The sequence below is a fragment of the Streptomyces sp. NPDC000134 genome (assembly GCF_042899225.1).
Taxonomy (GTDB): Bacteria; Actinomycetota; Actinomycetes; order Streptomycetales; family Streptomycetaceae; genus Streptomyces.
The window spans coordinates 1-17457 of the sequence record NZ_JBIAZN010000042.1; the positions used below are offsets into that span (position 1 = coordinate 1).

Consider the following 17457-nt stretch of genomic DNA (forward strand, 5'->3'; position numbering starts at 1 on the left):
CGCCGGTCCTCTACCCGAGGCCGGCCCGTCGCGGCCCGCGGTATCAGCGGAGCGAGCAGCTCCCATTCCTGATCAGTGAGTTCATGACGACGTACCACGACGCCATGATCCACGACTCAGATGATCTTTGAAGACGGACCGGTCCTCCTCCATCCGCGCCAACGCGCAGAACGCCGCGAAGACGAGCGCGGGCAGCAGCACGGCACCGCGCCGGCGCCCGGCCGCCTCGGCTACCCGCTCACCGGCCCGGCGCACCCGCTCGCGCGGCAGCCACCGGTACGCCGGCACCAGCAGGAGGGAGAAGGCCAGCAGGACCACGAACCACAGATGCCCGGTCTCGAAGTGCTCGCCCTGCATGACGAACGGCACCTCGCCGGGTTCCGGCCGTACGTCGAAGAAGTGCGGCAGGAATCCGGCGTACGACTCGTCGTACCCGGCGTCGGCCGAGCGCTGCCGCAGCCGCTGCGGCAGCGGATCGAGTACGACGGTGGCGAAGACCAGCGGCACCCCCAGCCGCAGCAGCCGCTCCCTGGCGAAGCCGCCCGCGCCGCGCCGGCGCAGCGAGTGCCGGGCGCCATCATCGTGCGGGCGTCCCGGGGTTTTTCCGTACCGGGTGCTTGCTCATGACGGAGACCCGGTTGAAGGCGTTCATGGTGATGGCGACCCAGATCACCGCGGAGATCTCCGCGTCGGTCAGCGCGGCCCGCGCCCCGGCGTACGCGACGCTCTGCGCGCCGGCGTCGGCGGGGTGGGTGGTGGCCTCCGCCAGGGCGAGGGCCGCGCGTTCCCGGGCGTCGAACAACTCGGTGTCGCGCCAGGCCGCCAGCACGCCCAGCCGCTGGGCGGTCTCGCCCGCCCGCAGCGCCGCGCGGGTGTGCAGGTCCAGACAGTAGGCGCAGGCGTTGAGCTGGGAGACGCGCAGGTTGATCAGTTCGACGAGGAGCCGGTCCAGCCCGGCCGCGGCCGCCACGCCCTTCACGGCCTCCGCGGTCGCGCACCCCGCGCACGACGGTCCTGCACGGCGTCCAGTTGTGGGTCGCCCTCCCCGAGGCCCACCGCGACACCGCCCCCGACTTCCAGCACTACGTCCCCGCCCCCGTCCCCCTGGACGGCGGCACCGTCCGCGTCTTCCTGGGCACCCTCGCCGGGGACACCTCACCCGTGGCGACCTTCACGCCCCTCCTCGGCGCCGAACTCTCCCTCGACCCGGGCGCGATCCTCACCCTCGGCGTGGACCCCGGCTTCGAGCACGGCCTCCTCGTCGACACCGGCACCGTCCGCCTGAACGACACCCCCCTGGACCGCGCCGACCCGGGCTACGCCACCCCCGGCCGCACCCACCTCACCCTCACCAACACCGGCCCCGGCACCGCCCGCCTCGTCCTCCTGGGCGGGCCCCCCTTCAGCGAGGAGATCGTCATGTGTTGGAACTTCATCGGACGGTCGCACCAAGATATCGCGTAGGCGCGTTCGGACTGGATGACCGGCACCCGGTTCAGTGAGGTGGAGGGCTACGACGGAGATCCCCTGCCCGCCCCGGAACTCCCGTCCGTGCCTCTGAAACCCCGGGGCCGGGCGGGCTGATCCGCGCGGACGCGTGCTGATGGCAGCACCTGAGTGGCGCACGACTCGAGCAGGGTCTGGCGAACCCGATGCTGACCCCGCTCGCTGCGACGGTGCCCTCGAAGCGAGCGAGGACCCGCCCGGCGATGCCAACCGGCGGCGTCAGCCGTTCTGACGGGCCGCCAGGCTGCTCGCCGAGCTGGTCGCAGTACCCGTCGAACAGACTGCGGGCCATACCCCGCGGTGCGTCGGATCCGTGCCGGCCGGTGTCCCCGGAGTTTCACGCCCCATGGGGGTCCCGTTCGCTGATGCAGCCGTGGGCGAAGCTGTCCGGCCCCGCCGCGCTTGGGCCAAGACAGCGCCGCGTCTACGAAGGGGTGAGAGCGGAGCGTTGTTCGCGGCGTCGGCGTTGCCGGTCGACGTCGGCGACGGGGGCGGAGAGGAGGAGGGTTCTGGTGTAGGGGTGCTGGGGCCGGGAGGTGAGGGTCGCCGCGTCTCCTGCTTCCACGATGTCGCCGTGGTGGATGACGGCGACCCGATGGCTCATGCGGCGGACGACGGACAGGTCGTGGGAGACGAAGAGGTAGGCGACGTCCGTCTGTTGCTGGATGTCGAGGAGGAGGTCCAGGACAGTGGCCTGGGTGGTGAGGTCGAGGGCGGACACGGGTTCGTCGCACACGATGAGGCGGGGGCTGAGGGCGAGGGCGCGGGCTATGGCGACGCGCTGGCGCTGTCCGCCGGAGAATTCGCGGGGCAGGCGCCCAGCGGAATCCTTGGGCAGGTGCACCTGGTCGAGGAGGGCGGTGACGCGGTCGCGCGCGGTTCGGTCCTTCACACGCTGGGCCAGGAGGGGCTCGCTGAGCGTGTCGCCGATGGTGCGGGAAGGGTTCAGGGATGTGTAGGGGTCCTGGAAGATGACTTGGATCTCGCGGCTGAGAGCACGGCGCTCGGCGCGGCCCGCGTTCTCGATGGGCCGGCCGTCGAAGGTGATGGTGCCGGAGGCGACGGGGACCAGACCGAGGATGGCGCGGCCGATGGTGGTCTTGCCGGAGCCGGATTCGCCCACCAGGCCGAGGGTTTCGCCGACGCGGATGTGGAGGTCGATGCCTTTGAGTACCTCGGTGCGCGCGGCCCGCCATCCCTTGCCGGGGAAGGACACGCGCAACTGGTCCACGGTGAGCAGGTGGTCGGGGTCGGTGGTCATGCGGAGACGCTCCTTGTGGGGCGGGGCTGCCAGGGCTCCCGGGCCGGGGCGGAGTCGAGGACCGCGCCGAGGAGGTTTCGGGTGTACGGGTCCAGGGGGTGGTGCAGAATCTGGCGGGTCGTGCCGGTCTCGACGAGGCGGCCCCGGTTCATGACGGCTACGCGGTCGCAGAGGTCGGCGACGACACCGAGGTTGTGGGTGACGAGCAGGACGCCGAGGCCGCGTTCGTCGCGCAGGCGACGCAGCAGGTCGAGGATCTCGGCTTGGACGCGGACGTCGAGTGCGGTGGTGGGTTCGTCGGCGATGAGGAGCTGGGGGTCGCAGGAGATGGCGCCGGCGATGAGGACGCGTTGGGCCATGCCCCCGGAGATCTCGTGCGGGTAGCGGCGCAGTACGTCTTCGGGGGCGGGGATCTCGACCTGGCGCAGGAGTTCCACGGCGCGGTCGGTGGCCTGCTTGCGGGACAGGCCGAGGTGATGGCGCAGGGGTTCGGTGAGGTGGTTCCCCACGGTGAAGGCGGGGTCCAGGTTGCTCATCGGCTCCTGCGGTATGTAGGCGACCGTGGTGCCGCGCAGGGAGCGGTGGGCCCGTTCGGGCAGGCCGGCGAGTTCCTGGCCCGAGAGGTGGATGCTGCCGGCGCTGAGCCGGCCGCCTTCGGGGAGGATACCCAAGACGGAGAACGCGGTCTGGGTCTTGCCGGAGCCCGATTCGCCGACGAGCCCCACGATCTCGCCCTCGTGGACGTCGAAGTCGATGCCGTGGACGACTTCTTTGTCGGAGCCGTCCGCCAGCGTGTAGGCCACTTTCAGTCCGCGTACGGACAGCAGGCCGGCCCGTTCCCCGTCACCGGCGCTGTGATGTGTCGGCGCCGCCGTGGTGGCACCGGCGCGGCGGGGGCGGCGCCGGCGCGGCGAGCGGTCTTCGAGCGTGTCGCGCAGCGCGGCGGCCAGCAGGACGAGGGCTGCGTTGGTCAGGCCGAGCGCGAGGCCGGGCCACAGCATGAGCAGGGGCGCGCGCTGGATGTTCTGGAACGCCTCGTTGAGCATGGAGCCCCAGGTGGCAGTGGACCCGCTGCCGATCCCGAGGAATTCGAGCCCGGCCTGTAGCGCGATGGCCACGCCGGCGACCAGGGCGGTCTGGATGATGATGGGTCCGCGCACGACGATCAGGACGTGACGGGCGACGATACGGGGATCGGACAGGCCGGAGACGCGGGCGGCGTCGACGTACAGCTCGCCGCGGATGTCGGCGACGATGCCGCGCACGAGCCGGTAGAAGCTCGGTGCGGCCAGCACGCCGAGGACCATCATGAGGGCCCACACATCGGGGCCGAGGACGGCGCGGGACGCGAGCAGGACGACCATCGCGGGCAGGGCCATGACCAGGTTGACGCTCCAGCTCGCCGCGGCGTCGAACCAGCCGCCGCGGTAGCCGGCGTACAGACCGGCGGGAACACCGAGGAGCAGCGCCAGACCGAGGGCGATGACGGCTCCGCCAAGGGTGTTGCGGCCGCCGTAGACCAGGCGGGAGAGGATGTCGCGGCCCGCGGAGTCGGCGCCGAGCAGGTGGCCGCCGCCCGGGTGCGCGAAGGCGTCGGCCAGGGTCGCGTCGGCGGGGCCGTACGGTGCCAGCAGCGGCGCACACACCGAAGCGATGATCAGCACCGCCAGGATCAGCAGCGACATGGCCGCGAGCGGGTTGCGTATCAGGCGTCCCAGCGTGCTCCGGGGCGGCGGCGCGGATGGTGTGTCGGGCACGGTGGGGTTCAGGGTGTCGCTCATGCGATCCGCGCCTTCGGGTTGAGCCAGCCGATCAGGATGTCGACGGCGAGGTTGATCAGGACGACGCCGATGACGGTGAGCATGACCAGGGCCATGATCACGGGGATGTCGCCGCGGGTGGTGTACGCGACGGTCATGCTGCCCAGGCCGGGCAGACCGAAGATCTGCTCGACCAGGACGGCGCCGCCGAGAAGCCCGACGAACTGCATGCCCAGGACGGACAGGCCCGGCGCGGCGGCGTTGCGCAGGACGTGCTTGAGGACGATGCGCCGGGTGGGGAGCCCGCGGGCGCGCAGGGTGCGCACGTAGTCCTGGCGCATCACGTCGATGACCGCGCCGCGCACCTGTTGGGAGACGCCGGCGATCGAGGCCACCGACAGCGAGGCGATGGGCAGGGTCACGGTGGACAGCCAGCCGGTGGGGGACTCGGTGAAGGGGGTGTACCCGATGGCGGGGAACCAGCCCAGATGCACGGCGAAGACCAGGACGAGGACCAGGGTGACGAGGAAGCCCGGCAGCGCGTAGCCGGCCACGCCCAGGATCTGCACGATCCGGTCGACGGCACCGCGGCGCACGCCGGCCCACACTCCCAGGAGGAAGGAGACCAGGGCGGTCACCAGGGTCACTCCGAGCATCAGGCTGAGGGTGACGGGCAGCCGGTTGGTGATGGCCAGGGAGACGTCCTCGCTGGAGAACCAGGATGTGCCGAAGTCGCCCCGGACCGCGTGCGTGAACCACTGCCAGTACTGGGTGAGGACGGGCTGGTCGAGTCCGAGTGCGGTGTTGCGGGCGTCGACGTCGGCCTGGGGGGCGCCGGGGCCGAGGAGTTGGCGGCCGACGTCGGTGTCGGGTATCGACAGCAGGAGGTAGGTCAGCAGGGAGATGACGAGGAGGAGCGCTGCTCCGGCCCCGATTCTGCGTGCGATGAAGGTCAGCATGAGTCTCGGTATCCATGACCGGCGGCCCGTGGGGCCGGCGTGAGCGGCAGGCTGCAGGCTCATGCGGGAGCCCGCTCTGGCGCGAAAAAGGGGTGCCCCGAGCGCTGTGGGAGCGGGACTGGCGGTCACCATACCCCGGTAGTTGACCAGTTGGTAGGTTTTCTCTGGCTGTTTTCTACCGCCTGGTAGATTCCGGCGTCCAGCGTCCGGCCGGCACCCGAGGAGAGCGCTCCGTGAGCCAGGAACCCCGTACGAAGGGCGAGCGCACCCGGGCGCGGATCCTCGACGCCGCGACCGATCTCTTCGCCCGCTCCGGATATCACCCGGTCTCCCTGCGCGAGATCGCCGCCCACGCCGGCATGACCCATGCCGGACTGCTGCACCACTTCCCCGGCAAGGAAGACATGCTCCTTGAGGTGCTGTGGCGCCGTGACCGCCAGGACGCCGCCCTGCTGTTCCCGGGCCTGCTCGACGAGGGCGCGGCCGGGCCGGCCGACGTCGTCCCGCCGCAGGAGCGCCTGGAGCGGCTGGTCGCCTTCGTGGACCGCAACACCCGCACCCGCGGCATGGTCGCGCTGTACGCGAAGCTGTCGGCCGAGGCGTCCGATCCGGAGCACCCGGCCCGCGACTACTTCGTCCGCCGCTACCGGCTGCTGCGTGAGCGGATCGCCCTCTTGCTGGCAGAACTCTTCGCGCAGGCGTCGCCGCGGCAGACGGCCGATCCGCTTGCCGTGGCGCAGCAGTTGCTGGCGATGATGGACGGCATGCAGATCCAGTGGCTGCTGGAGCCGGACGAGGCGCCCATGGAACAGCGGGTGTGGGACTTCCTGGGCGGCTTCGGCCTGCGGCCGGCCGAGGCTGCCCAGGAACGCCCCGTCGATGGCGGCTAACGGCCCAGCAGCGCCGTGATCTCGGCCGCGGTGTTCTGGTGGGCGGCCGCGTTGGGGTGGAAGCCGGCCGCGGCCGCGGTGTCGGTGGGCTCGATCCAACGCACCCCCGCGGGCTTGCAGGCGTCGTGACCGATCGACGGGGTGTACACGTCCACGAACGTGGCCCCGTTGGCCGCGGCCTGCTGTGCCAGCACGCTGTTGAGCTGCCGGGTCTTGTCCCGCAGCCAGGGGAAGTCGCCGGTGGCCAGCGGGACGGTGCTGCGGCAGGCGGACCCGTCGTCGGGCACGAGGGCGGGGTAGCCGACCAGGAAGATCCTCGCCTGCGGCGCCTTGGCGCGGATCGCCTTCAGGTCGGCGGCGACCTTCGGTGCGGTCGCGTTGATGCGCGAGCCGATCTCGTCGGTTCCGCCCAGGCTGTAGCTGGTCTTGCACGGCGCCCCGCTGGGGCTGAGGTAGGCCAGCAGGACGCAGCGGGTGATCGTGCCGGCCAGGTCGAGGTCGTTGCCGCCGATGCCGAGGGTGACCACGGCCGTGTCCGCGCGCACCGCGTCGAGCTGCGCGGCGATGTCGCCCTGGGCTCCGGTGACGTGCTGGGTGGTGGCTCCGGCGCAGGTCACGTCCGTGGAGGAGGTGGCGCCGATCCCCGCGGCCAGCAGGGTGGGGTAGTTGTGGTCCGATCGCCCGCAGGTGGTGTCCGTCTGTGCGGGGATGCCCAGACCGGAGCTGAACGAGTCCCCGAGTGCGGCGTAGTGGCCGACCGTGGTCGCCGCGCCGGCGGGCGCGACGGCGGTGGCCAGGGCGACACCGGCGCACCCCGCGATCAGCAAGGTGCGGTGACGGCGGAGGAGGTGTGCACCGGAAGGGCGGAGCAGGGCGGGGCGCAGCGTCATCGCTGTACCTCTTCTCGTGAGTGGAGGGCCCGAAGCGCCGGTCCCGCCCGAGGGACCGGCCGGGCGCAAAAACCGTAGAGTGATCGGTTTCCAGTCGTCAACGGGTCGGACGTGACCGTGTGACCCTCGGACGGGAGGCCGGCCGGCCGGTGCGGACGGTGTCTCGACTTCGAAAACCGATCAATATATGGTTTTGGTTGGGTGGCATGGTGCTGCCCGATCAAGACGACCGGGGCCCCCGCCATGACCCAGCACACTTCCCGTTCCCACCCGACGGCCGACGCGCTGACGCTCACCGAGAAGGCGTCGCTGACCAGCGGCGCCGGCGACTTCGTCACCGAGGCGGTCGCCGCGGTACCCGCCGTCTCCATGTCGGACGGACCGCACGGACTGCGCCTGCCCAAGGAGGCCGGCGACGGAGGCCAGCTCGACCTGCACAGCGCGTCGCCGGCCACGTGCTTCCCGCCGGCCGTGGCGCTGGGCAGCAGCTGGGATGCGGAACTGGCCGAACAGGTCGCGGGAGCCATCGCCGTGGAAGCCCGGGACCACGGTGTCCATGTGGTGCTGGGCCCCGGGATCAACATCAAGCGTTCTCCGCTGTGCGGCCGCAACTTCGAGTACTTCTCCGAGGACCCGCTGCTCACCGCCGAACTCGGCGGAGCCGTGGTCCGCGGCTTGCAGCGCTCCGGTGTCGGCGCCGCGCTGAAGCACTTCGCGGCCAACAACCAGGAAACCGACCGGATGCGGGTGAGCGCCGACGTCGACGAGCGGCCGCTGCGCGAGATCTACCTGCGCGCCTTCGAACGCATCGTCCGCCGGGACCGGCCCTGGTCGGTCATGTCCGCCTACAACGCCCTCAACGGCACCCCGCTGAGCGAGAACCGGCGCCTGCTCACCGACATCCTGCGCCGCGAATGGGGCTTCGACGGCATCGTCATGTCCGACTGGGGCGCGGTCCGCGACCGCGTCGCCGCCCTGGCCGCGGGCCTGGACCTCCAGATGCCGACCACCCGCGGCCGCACCGACGCCGAAGTCGTCCACGCCGTGCGGAGCGGCGAACTCGACGTCCGGGGGCTGGACGCGGCCGTGGAGCGCCTCGCCCTGTTCGCCCGCCGTACCACCGCCGCCGTGTCGACGGACTCGGACCCGGTCGACTACGAGGAGCATCACGCCCTCGCGCGCCGGGCGGCCGAGCGGTGTGTCGTCCTGCTCAAGAACGAGCGGGAGCTGCTGCCGTTCGACCCGGCGGCCGGCTCCCTCGCGGTGATCGGGGAACTCGCCCGCACCCCGCGCTACCAGGGAGCCGGAAGCTCCCAGGTCACCCCCACACACCTGGACACCCCGCTGGACGCTCTGCGGGAGTCGACCGGCGGCGCGGCCGTGGAGTACGCCCCCGGCTACCGGATCGACGGAACACCGGACGAGGAACTGCTCGCCCAGGCCGTACGGCTGGCTGCCGGCAGCGAGAGCGTGGTCCTCTTCCTCGGGCTGCCCGCCCAGGACGAGTCCGAAGGCTTCGACCGGGACCACCTCGACCTGCCCGCCGTCCAGCTCGCCCTGCTGGAGCGGATCACCGAAGCCAACCCGCGCACCGCGGTCGTGCTGTCCAACGGCGGGGTGGTGCGTACCGCCCCCTGGCACGAGCGCGTTCCCGCCCTGGTGGAAGGCTGGCTCCTCGGCCAGGGCGGCGGCACCGCTCTCGCCCGGATTTTGTTCGGCCACGCCGCTCCTTCCGGACGGCTCGCCGAGACCATCCCGCTCCGCCTCGAAGACGCTCCCAGTCACCTGTCGTTCCCCGGCGAGGAAGGGCATGTGCGCTACGGGGAGGGCGTGTTCGTGGGCTACCGCGGCCACGACCAGCGCGGAAACGATGTCGCCTTCCCCTTCGGCCACGGCCTGACCTACACCACCTTCACCTACAGTGACCTCGCCGTGGCTCAGGCGCCGGCCGACCGGATCGAGGCACGCCTGACCGTCACCAACACCGGGCCCCGCAGCGGCCGCGAGACCGTCCAGATCTACGTCAGCGCACCGGACGGCTCCCGCGTCGCCCGACCGCCGCGCGAACTGCGCGGCTTCGCCCAGGTCGACCTGGAACCCGGCCAGAGCCGCGAGGTGACCGTCACCTTCGACCGCGCCGACCTCGCCTACTACAGCGAGCGCGAAACCGGCTGGTTCGTCGAGGGCGGCACCTACACCGTGGCGGCGGGCGCCTCGTCCCGCGACATCCGCTGTACGGCACCACTGACCGTGGACGGCGATGTCTCCACCGTCCGTCTGACCGGACGCAGCACGCTGGGCGAGTGGCTGTCCCACCCCGTCGGCGGCCCGCTGCTCCTGGAGGCGTTCGCCGCCGGCCGCACCCAGCACAGCGACGGGGCGGCGGGAGCACTGGCCGATCCCGTACTGCGCCGCTTCCTGGCCGGCATGCCGCTGGAGGTCATCGCGGAGTTCCCGCAGAGCCCTGTGTCGCCCTCGCACCTGGACGCCCTGTGCGAGCGCGCCGCCCGCACGCCCTCCAACTGAGACACCGGCCTCACGGAAGGGAACCCCGATGTCTTCCTCTGTCGCCGCCCGCGCCGCCGACTCCGCGCGCGCACTCACCCGGCTCCTTGATCATGAGTCTTCGGCCGCGTTCTACCGCGACCTGCACCAGCACCCCGAACTGTCGATGGCCGAGCACCGCACGGCCGCGAAGCTGGCGGACCAGCTCCGCTCGACCGGGATGGGGGTCCACGAGCGCGTCGGGGGCACCGGGGTGGTCGGGGTGCTGCGCAACGGTGAGGGGCCGGTGGTGTGGCTGCGGGCCGACATGGACGCGCTCCCGGTGCAGGAGGCGACCGGACTTCCCTACGCCTCCCGCACCCCCGGTGTCATGCACGCGTGCGGACACGACCTGCATGTGACCTGGCTGGCCGGGGCCGCCCAAGCTCTCGCCGCCGCCCGCGACGCGTGGGCAGGCACACTCGTGGTGATCGGCCAGCCCGCCGAGGAAGGCGGCACCGGTGAGTCGGGCGCCGCGGCCATGGTCGCCGACGGGCTGCACGAGCGCTTCCCGCTGCCCGACGCCGTGTTCGGCCAGCATGTGGCGCCCGGCCCGGTGGGCCTCATCGCGCACACCCCCGGGCTGACCATGGGCGCCCTCGACGACATCGACGTGCGCATTCACGGCGTGGGCGGGCATGGATCGCGGCCCGAGGCGACCGTCGACCCGGTCGTGACGGCCGCCCACGTCATCACCCGCCTGCAGAGCGTCATCTCCCGCGAGATCGCCGCGTCCGACGTCGCGGTCCTCACCGTCGGACAGGTCCACGCCGGCACCAAGAACAACATCATTCCCGCGCACGCCGATCTCGGCCTGAATCTGCGCACCCGGGACACCGAGGTCCGCGAGCGCTTGATGGCGGCGGTGCGGCGCGTCGTCGAAGGCGAGTGCGCCGCCGCGGGCTGCCCTCGCCCGCCGCACCTGGAGGTCGGTTACAGCGTCCCGGCCACCGTGAACGACGCGGACCTGGACGCGCAGGTCGCGGCGACCCACCGCGCCTTGTTCGGACAGTCGGCCGTCGCCGACTTCGGACCCGTCACCGGCAGCGAGGACTTCTCCCTGCTGGTTCCCCCGGGGACCCCCTACGACTACTGGTATGTCACCGCGACGCCCGAGGACGTGTGGGAGCGGGCACAAGGCACCTCGGTGGCACAGAAGTTCGCGGCGGTCCCCTCCAACCACAGCGACGTCTTCGCCCCCGACCTCGGCGTCCTGCCCACCGGCATCCAGACGCTCGTGGCCGCGGCCCTGACCCGGTACGCGCTGTGACGCGGCGGCGGAGCGCTCCGTCCGCCGTATAACGACTGGGCCATGCCCGGTTCAGCCATTGACTCCGAAAACCGATCAGCTTACGGTTTTCACTCATGGGGGACTCCGTATCGAGGAGTCCTGTTTCCACGTGCCTTCGGGCCACATCTGCTGCCGGTGACGTGGTCCCGGCCCGTCCCGACGGAGTGACGACATGAGGATTTCGGCACGCACCAGCGCCGTCGCGGCCACTGCGGTTGTCGCGTCACTGGTTCTCGCGGGCTGCGGCGGGGAAGGCGACGGATCGACGACCGCGGCGCCCGCCACGCTCGACATCGCGACGCTCACCGCCGCACAGAGCCTGGACCCCAAGGACGCCATCGGCGGCGCCCTTCCCTACTTCCAGGCCGTCTACGACACCCTGATCAAGCGGACGCCGGAGGGCACCTTCGCGCCGATGCTCGCGACCGAGTGGAGCTACGACACCGCCCGCACCCGCCTCGATCTCACCCTGCGGGAAGGGGTGGAGTTCAGTGACGGCACGGCCTTCGACGCGAAGGCGGTCCAGGCGAACCTGGAGCACTTCCAGAAGGGCGGTGGTGGCGCGGCCAAGGAGCTCGCCGCTGTGAAGAGCGTCGACGTCAAGGACGCCACGCACCTGTCCCTGGTGCTGTCCGCCCCCGACCCGGCGCTGTTGTTCTCGCTCAGTGACGCGGCCGGCCTGATGGCGAGCCCGGCCAAGCTCACCGGCGGGTCCCTCACGACCGAGCCGGTCGGGACCGGGCCGTACACCCTGGACAAGGCCAAGACCGCCATCGGCAACAAGTACGTCTACCAGCGCAAGGCCGGCTACTGGGGCGACAAGCTGCCCTTCAAGTCCCTGACGATCAGCGTCTTCGACAACGAGACGGCCGTCGTCAACGGCCTGAAGACCGGGCAGATCGACAGTGCCGTGCTCCAGGACGCCGGCCAGCAGAGCGCCATCACCTCCGACACCCGCCTCAAGAAGGCGGACTACACCTTCGACTTCCAGGGCCTGCTCCTCTTCGACCGCGGCGGCGTGCACACCCCGGCACTGGCCGAGCCCGAAGTGCGCAGGGCCCTCAACCTCGCCATCGATCGCCGGACCATGCTCGAGCAGTTGCGCCAGGGGCGTGGCGAACTCACCGGCCAGGTCTTCGGCCCGGAGACCAAGGCGTACGACAAGAGCCTCGACACCGCTTACGCGCACGACCCCGCGAAGGCCAGGAAGCTCCTCGCCGAGGCCGGCTACGCGGACGGCTTCACGCTGAAGCTGCCGCGCGTGAGCGCCATCGTCAACGACGCCCTCGCCAGCTCACTGTCCTCCGACCTCAAGGCGATCGGGGTCAAGGTCGACTGGGAGGCGCTGGACGGCGCGAGCGCCGTGCAGAAGATCTACCGCGAGCGCGCCTACTCGGCGATGGTGATGAACATCGGGCAGTCACCCATCGACTGGGTGACCGCCCAGGACCTCGTCGTTCCCGGCACCTTCAACATGTTCGGCACCAGCGACAAGGCCGTGGAGAGCCTGCTTCCGCGGATCCAGGCCGGTGACGGGGCCGAGGCAGCGGACGCGGCGCGCGCCCTCAACAAGCACCTGGTCGACGAGGGCTGGTTCGTGCCCTTCTACCGCATGCGGTACCAGCTCGTGACCGGCCCCGGTGTCAAGGCCCAGCCGCAGTCGGGCATGGCCGTCCCCTCGATCTACAACTACGCCCCCGTCGGCTCCTGAACCAGGCGGTGGACACGTAGCCGAAACGGTGGGCCTCGGGCCGGGGATCCGGTCCGAGGCCCGCACCCTTCTACGCCCAGTCGACGTCCGTCGCCGGGAAGAACGGCAGATCGCGCTCTCGCCACAACCTGCTGTGCCGCCCCAGCATCCGACGGTGCCGCTCCCACGGGTCCGGGCTGCCGGACCAGGCGATCGAGGCCACGGACGCCAGGCGAGGCAGCAGCAGCGTGGCCAGTTCCTCGAAGTCCCGCAGGTTCTCTGCGAACAGCGTCGCCTCCACGCCGGCGACGCGCTCTTCGGGCAGCGCGTGCGACCGCGGATCCCATCCGGCGATGTACCGCACACTGCGCGGCCGGTAACTGGGGAAGCCCAGAGTGGCGGCCTGCTCGGTCCGACCGGAGGGAGCGACCTCGGGAGCGTAGCGCCGGTCGAGGTAGAGATGGGACTGCGGGGACAGCAGCAGCATCCCTCCACCGTCCAGCACACGCTGCGCGTCGTCGGCGGAGGGTGCGAAGAACCACTTCAGCGCTGCCAGGAACGCACCGTTGAAGCCGGCACCCGCCAGATCAGGACGTTGGGCCAGCTCCTCCTCGGTGTCGGGCAGGTCCATCATCTCGGGATCCACCCAGAACTGGGCGATGTCCCGCGGCTCGATGCCGGCCCGCGAGGACTCCTGCCAGGCCAGCGGCCGCTTGCCCAGCTCCCGCACCATCGCCCGCAACTCCCGCACCGCGGTGGCGAATCCCTGCGCGGTGATGCCGACCGCTTCGTCGCCGCCGATGTGGACGAACGGGCCGTCCGTCGATGCGCACACGTCGGCGAGGATCGTGCGCACCACCTCGCGCGTTCCGGCGTCGGCCAGATCGAGCGGGGGAGTGTACGGAAAACGGCCGGCAAGGCCCGGCGGAGCCGGTGCGGGAGGCAGGCCGGGCAGCGCAGCCCGCAGTGCGGCGCAATGCCCCGGGAGATCGATCTCGGGCACCAGAACGATGTGCCGCGAGGCGGCGTACTCCTGCAACGCACGGTACTCGTCCACCGTGTAGAAGCCGCTGCCGGCCGAACCCGCCGTCAGGGCCGGAAGGGAGGGGATCTCGATCCGCCAGCCCTCATTGTCCGTCAGGTGCAGGTGCAGCACGTTGATCTTGTACAGGGCCGCCAGATCGATCAGCCGGAGCATCTCCGCGAGCGGGACGAAGTGGCGTGCCGTGTCGAGGAGCAGGCCCCGCCAGGCGTAGTGCGGAGCGTCGGTGAACTCCTGTGCCACCAGGGTGTCGTCCGGCTCGGTCAGGGCGATCAGATGCAGAGCCGTGGTGGCCGCGCGGAAGACGCCCGCGGGTGTGCGGCCCCGGCAGACGATCGCCCCGTTGCGCACGCTCACGGCGTACGCCTCGTCGGCGGGGCCGGACGTGCCGTCGGGAGCCACTCCGAGCGCACGCCGGCGAGCCGGCACGGACGCGTCCAGTTCCAGACGGATCTCCGCGGCCTGCTGAGCGCTGCCGGCGGGCACGAGCCGTGCGCCCAGATGCGGATCGAACAGGTCACGGACGGTGCGCTCGACGGTGGCCAGGACCGGAGCGGCCGAGGTCAGCCTCCACGGTCCGGCGGCGAGCAGGCCCGAAGGCCCGTCGTGGACGACGTGGTCGGCGGGAGCAGGAAGGACGGCATGCATCGCGGATCCTCACGGCGGCCCGGCGCCCAGGAGCCCAGGGCGCCGGGGTCAGGTTCGGCAGGGGACTCCTGGGCGTCGGGCTTCCGGGGCCGGCGCGGTGACTCCCCCACTGAGTCTCTTCATCCAGCCCTGGAAACACCTGTACGCTAACACGAAAACCGATCATTGAACGCTTTTTGTGGGTGCGTCCCTGGCGCCCCGACCGGCAAAGGAGTCGCAGCGATGGCAGTACCGCCTGCCGCCCGGTACCCCCTGGCGGACGGCTTCCTCATGGGAGCCTCCACCTCCGCGCACCAGACCGAGGGCAACAACATCTCCAGCGACCTGTGGGCCCTGGAGAACACGCCGGACAGTGTGCTGCCCGAGCGCAGCGGAGACGCGGCCGACAGCTTTCACCGCTGGCCCGAGGATATGGATCTGCTCAGCGAACTCGGCTTCAACGCCTACCGCTTCAGCATCGAATGGGCCCGCATCGAACCGGAGGAGGGGCGCGTCTCCCGCGCCGCGATCGCCCACTACCGGGCCATGGTCCTCGGTGCGCGGGAACGGGGCCTGGAACCGGTGGTCACACTCCACCACTTCACTTCACCCCGCTGGTTCAGCCGGCGCGGTGGCTGGCTCGCCGAGGACTCCGCGCAGCGTTTCGCCGCCTACGCGCGCACCGCGGTCGAGGTCCTCGGTGGAGACGTGCGCTACGTCGCAACGATCAACGAGCCCAACATGGTGGCCCTTGTCCACGCCGTGCGCCGCCGGGCGTCCCGCAGCGGTGGCGGCGCCGGCGGAGTCGCCTTCGACCCCTCCACCGTCGAGCCCGACCAGCAGGTCACTGAAGCCCTGATCAGGGCCCACCGCGCCGCAGCCCGCGCCCTCAGGGAAGCAGACCCCGACTACCTGGTCGGCTGGACCGTCGCCAATCAGGTCTACCAGCCCGAACCCGGCGCCGAAGAAGTGGCCAGGGCGCATGCTCTGTCACGGGAGGACGTCTTCCTGCACGCCGCCCGCGGCGATGACTGGATCGGCGTGCAGGCGTACACCCGCCACCGCATCGGAGTGAACGGCCCCCTGCCCGTACCGGACGGGGCCGAGGCGACACTGACCGGCTGGGAGTTCTACCCCCAAGCCCTGGGGCAAGCCGTCCAGCACACCCGCCAGGTCGTCGGGCCGGACGTACCCATCCTGGTCACCGAGAACGGCATCGCCACCGCCGACGACGAACGCCGCATCGCCTACACCGAACAAGCCCTGGCCGGCCTGGCCGCCGCTCTGCAGGACGGCGCCGATGTCCGTGGCTACCTGCACTGGAGCGCCCTGGACAACTACGAATGGGGCAGCTACCGGCCCACCTTCGGCCTCATCGCCGTCGACCCGCACACCTTCGCGCGCACCCCCAAGCCCTCGGCCCACTGGCTCGGCGCCCTGGCACGGAACGGCTACCTGCCCACCAGCACCGCAGCAGCGGACGGGAACCCGTCCGTTCACACGCTAGTGTGACCGTCATGGCGCGACGTGGCCCTTACGAGAAGGGCGAGGCAAAGCGGGAAGAGATCCTCCAAGCAGCCCTAGAGATCTTCGCGCAAGAGGGCTACCGCGGTACCTCACTGCGCAAGGTGGCCGCCCGCTGCAACCTGAGCCTGCCCGGACTCATGCACTACTTCAACTCCAAGGAGGACCTCCTCACGCAGGTCCTCCGCGCCCGGGACGCCTCGGCACGCGCCCGGCACGCCGAGTTCAAGGGTGCGGAAACCTACCGCTCCATCATCCAGGAGGGTGCGGACACGCCCGGTCTGGTGGAACTGTTCGTCTCGATGGCCGCCGCCGCCAGCGACACGACCCACCCTGCCCACGGCCTGTTCGCGGAGCGATACGCCGAGATCCGACCCCAGATCACCGCCTTCCTGCAACGTCGCATGGACGAAGGTGCCGTGCGAACGGACCTGCCCCCCGAACGGCTTGCCGCGATCCTGGTCGCGCTCGCCGACGGTATCCAGCTTCAATGGCTCACCGACCGGAACGTCGACATGCAACAGCCCATCGACGACGTCATGGTCCTGCTCGCCGCGCCCGGAGACACGTAGGAACGGCGACATCCGCGAGCACGCCGGATGAGCGGCCGGGGTTCTGCCGCCGTGCGGTTGCGGGCTGAGGCCGGCGCCTGCCGGGCGCGCGTGGGCGCTTCCGCCCGTGTCACGCCGTGGTGGTGCCGCCGGCTTCTCCATGACGCCGCCGCACGCCAAGACGTGGTCCCAGCGAGGTCGCACGCCGGTGGTCCGGGTCCGCGGACGCTCCCGCAGACGCATCTCCATCGCCGCGCTGACCTGCTACAAACCCGGACACCGGTCGCGGCTGATCTACCGGCCCCGCCGCGACGACGGTAACCGCGACGGACGCAAGAGCTTCTCCTGGCGCGACTACCGCGACCTGCTCATCGCCGCCCACACCCAGCTCGGCGGCCCGATCGTCCTCGTCTGGGACACCTCAACGTCCACAGGGCCGCAGGGCTACGAGAGTTCGCCGAGACGCGGGACTGGCTGACCATCTACTACCTGCCGCCCTACGCACCCGGCCTCAACCCCATCGAGGGCATCTGGTCCCTCCTGCGGCGCGGCTGGCTCTCCAACGTCGCCTTCACCACCCCCGAGCACCTCATGCAGCGCATACGAAAAGGTCTCCGCCACATCCAGTACCGCAGCCACCTCATAGACGGCTGCCTCACCGAGACGGGGCTGACGATCAACCCCCGATAACCAGCAGCGACATCACGAGTTCAACGTCAGTAGAGGGCGTCTGAAAAGCCCTTCAGTGGACTGGTCTTGTGAGGCGACGTACCAGGGTCCGTCTTCAGAGATCATCTGAGTCGTGGATCATGGCGTCGTGGTACGTCGTACGTCGTCATGAACTCACTGATCAGGAATGGGAGCTGCTCGCTCCGCTGATACCGCGGGCCGCGACGGGCCGGCCTCGGGTAGAGGACCGGCG

13 protein-coding genes and 2 pseudogenes are annotated in these 17457 nt (G+C 70.9%); 8 read left to right on the plus strand and 7 right to left on the minus strand.

Annotation, left to right across the window (positions count from 1 at the left end):
* Positions 1-81 precede the first annotated feature (81 nt).
* Positions 82-507: a hypothetical protein gene (locus ACFY32_RS33770; protein WP_390676331.1), complete on the minus strand. Its 426-nt coding sequence runs from the start codon at positions 505-507 to the stop codon at positions 82-84.
* Between the two features lie 70 nt (positions 508-577).
* Positions 578-979 (minus strand): carboxymuconolactone decarboxylase family protein, encoded by a 402-nt coding sequence (locus ACFY32_RS33775; RefSeq protein ID WP_390676332.1) that lies wholly within the window; start codon positions 977-979, stop codon positions 578-580.
* A gap of 17 nt (positions 980-996) precedes the next feature.
* On the opposite strand from ACFY32_RS33775, the pseudogene ACFY32_RS33780 reads away from it, so the two are divergent.
* Positions 997-1584: pseudogene (locus ACFY32_RS33780) on the plus strand (pirin family protein); the annotation flags it as partial.
* Between the two features lie 346 nt (positions 1585-1930).
* On the opposite strand, the gene ACFY32_RS33785 reads toward ACFY32_RS33780, so the two are convergent.
* From ACFY32_RS33785 to ACFY32_RS33795, 3 genes are read right to left on the minus strand one after another with little or no spacing between them, the layout of a single operon-like run.
* Positions 1931-2767, minus strand: coding sequence for an ATP-binding cassette domain-containing protein (locus ACFY32_RS33785; protein WP_390676333.1), 837 nt, complete (start codon positions 2765-2767; stop codon positions 1931-1933).
* Positions 2764-4548, minus strand: a complete 1785-nt coding sequence (locus tag ACFY32_RS33790) for a dipeptide/oligopeptide/nickel ABC transporter permease/ATP-binding protein (RefSeq protein WP_390676334.1) — start codon at positions 4546-4548, stop codon at positions 2764-2766. Before ACFY32_RS33790 ends, ACFY32_RS33785 begins: the two co-directional genes overlap by 4 nt.
* Positions 4545-5486, minus strand: coding sequence for an ABC transporter permease (locus ACFY32_RS33795; protein ID WP_359204575.1), 942 nt, complete (start codon positions 5484-5486; stop codon positions 4545-4547). Before ACFY32_RS33795 ends, ACFY32_RS33790 begins: the two co-directional genes overlap by 4 nt.
* Before the next feature lie 233 nt (positions 5487-5719).
* Between ACFY32_RS33795 and ACFY32_RS33800 the strand changes: the two genes are divergently transcribed.
* The gene (locus tag ACFY32_RS33800) at positions 5720-6376 is read left to right on the plus strand and encodes a TetR/AcrR family transcriptional regulator (protein ID WP_359204572.1); all 657 of its coding nucleotides are present in this window, start codon (positions 5720-5722) and stop codon (positions 6374-6376) included.
* On the opposite strand, the gene ACFY32_RS33805 is transcribed toward ACFY32_RS33800, so the two are convergent.
* Positions 6373-7266 carry an SGNH/GDSL hydrolase family protein gene (locus tag ACFY32_RS33805; protein ID WP_359204569.1) on the minus strand — a complete coding sequence of 298 codons (894 nt, stop codon included), beginning with the start codon at positions 7264-7266 and terminating at the stop codon, positions 6373-6375. The two genes, ACFY32_RS33800 and ACFY32_RS33805, sit on opposite strands and share 4 nt — an antisense overlap.
* Positions 7267-7509: 243 nt before the next feature.
* Between ACFY32_RS33805 and ACFY32_RS33810 the strand changes: the two genes are divergently transcribed.
* From ACFY32_RS33810 to ACFY32_RS33820, 3 genes are all read left to right on the plus strand, one after another.
* On the plus strand, positions 7510-9792 hold the full coding sequence (locus ACFY32_RS33810) for a glycoside hydrolase family 3 C-terminal domain-containing protein (RefSeq protein WP_390676335.1): 2283 nt from the start codon (positions 7510-7512) through the stop codon (positions 9790-9792).
* 28 nt (positions 9793-9820) lie between these two features.
* Positions 9821-11080 carry an amidohydrolase gene (locus tag ACFY32_RS33815; protein ID WP_359204563.1) on the plus strand — a complete coding sequence of 420 codons (1260 nt, stop codon included), beginning with the start codon at positions 9821-9823 and terminating at the stop codon, positions 11078-11080.
* Between the two features lie 193 nt (positions 11081-11273).
* The gene (locus tag ACFY32_RS33820) at positions 11274-12812 is read left to right on the plus strand and encodes an ABC transporter substrate-binding protein (protein WP_359204560.1); all 1539 of its coding nucleotides are present in this window, start codon (positions 11274-11276) and stop codon (positions 12810-12812) included.
* A 70-nt stretch (positions 12813-12882) separates the two neighbouring features.
* On the opposite strand, the gene ACFY32_RS33825 is transcribed toward ACFY32_RS33820, so the two are convergent.
* Positions 12883-14481: a family 20 glycosylhydrolase gene (locus ACFY32_RS33825; RefSeq protein ID WP_390676336.1), complete on the minus strand. Its 1599-nt coding sequence runs from the start codon at positions 14479-14481 to the stop codon at positions 12883-12885.
* Between the two features lie 222 nt (positions 14482-14703).
* Here ACFY32_RS33825 and ACFY32_RS33830 point away from each other — a divergent pair, with 222 nt between their 5' ends.
* The 3 genes and pseudogenes from ACFY32_RS33830 (at position 14704) to ACFY32_RS33840 (ending at position 17225) form a co-directional block, all read left to right on the plus strand.
* The gene (locus tag ACFY32_RS33830; protein WP_390676337.1) at positions 14704-15972 is read left to right on the plus strand and encodes a glycoside hydrolase family 1 protein; all 1269 of its coding nucleotides are present in this window, start codon (positions 14704-14706) and stop codon (positions 15970-15972) included.
* A 5-nt stretch (positions 15973-15977) separates the two neighbouring features.
* Positions 15978-16556, plus strand: a complete 579-nt coding sequence (locus ACFY32_RS33835) for a TetR/AcrR family transcriptional regulator (protein ID WP_359204552.1) — start codon at positions 15978-15980, stop codon at positions 16554-16556.
* 139 nt (positions 16557-16695) lie between these two features.
* Positions 16696-17225: pseudogene (locus ACFY32_RS33840) on the plus strand (transposase).
* The last annotated feature ends 232 nt before the right edge of the window (positions 17226-17457 follow it).

Excerpts from the sequence above, each read along its gene's own strand:
- ACFY32_RS33785 (WP_390676333.1), bottom strand. The coding sequence starts at position 2,767 with ATGACCACCGACCCCGACCACCTGCTCACCGTGGACCAGTTGCGCGTG.
- ACFY32_RS33790 (WP_390676334.1), bottom strand. The coding sequence starts at position 4,548 with ATGAGCGACACCCTGAACCCCACCGTGCCCGACACACCATCCGCGCCG.
- ACFY32_RS33795 (WP_359204575.1), bottom strand. The coding sequence starts at position 5,486 with ATGCTGACCTTCATCGCACGCAGAATCGGGGCCGGAGCAGCGCTCCTC.
- ACFY32_RS33805 (WP_359204569.1), bottom strand. The coding sequence starts at position 7,266 with ATGACGCTGCGCCCCGCCCTGCTCCGCCCTTCCGGTGCACACCTCCTC.
- ACFY32_RS33810 (WP_390676335.1), top strand. The coding sequence starts at position 7,510 with ATGACCCAGCACACTTCCCGTTCCCACCCGACGGCCGACGCGCTGACG.
- ACFY32_RS33815 (WP_359204563.1), top strand. The coding sequence starts at position 9,821 with ATGTCTTCCTCTGTCGCCGCCCGCGCCGCCGACTCCGCGCGCGCACTC.
- ACFY32_RS33820 (WP_359204560.1), top strand. The coding sequence starts at position 11,274 with ATGAGGATTTCGGCACGCACCAGCGCCGTCGCGGCCACTGCGGTTGTC.
- ACFY32_RS33825 (WP_390676336.1), bottom strand. The coding sequence starts at position 14,481 with ATGCATGCCGTCCTTCCTGCTCCCGCCGACCACGTCGTCCACGACGGG.
- ACFY32_RS33830 (WP_390676337.1), top strand. The coding sequence starts at position 14,704 with ATGGCAGTACCGCCTGCCGCCCGGTACCCCCTGGCGGACGGCTTCCTC.
- ACFY32_RS33835 (WP_359204552.1), top strand. The coding sequence starts at position 15,978 with ATGGCGCGACGTGGCCCTTACGAGAAGGGCGAGGCAAAGCGGGAAGAG.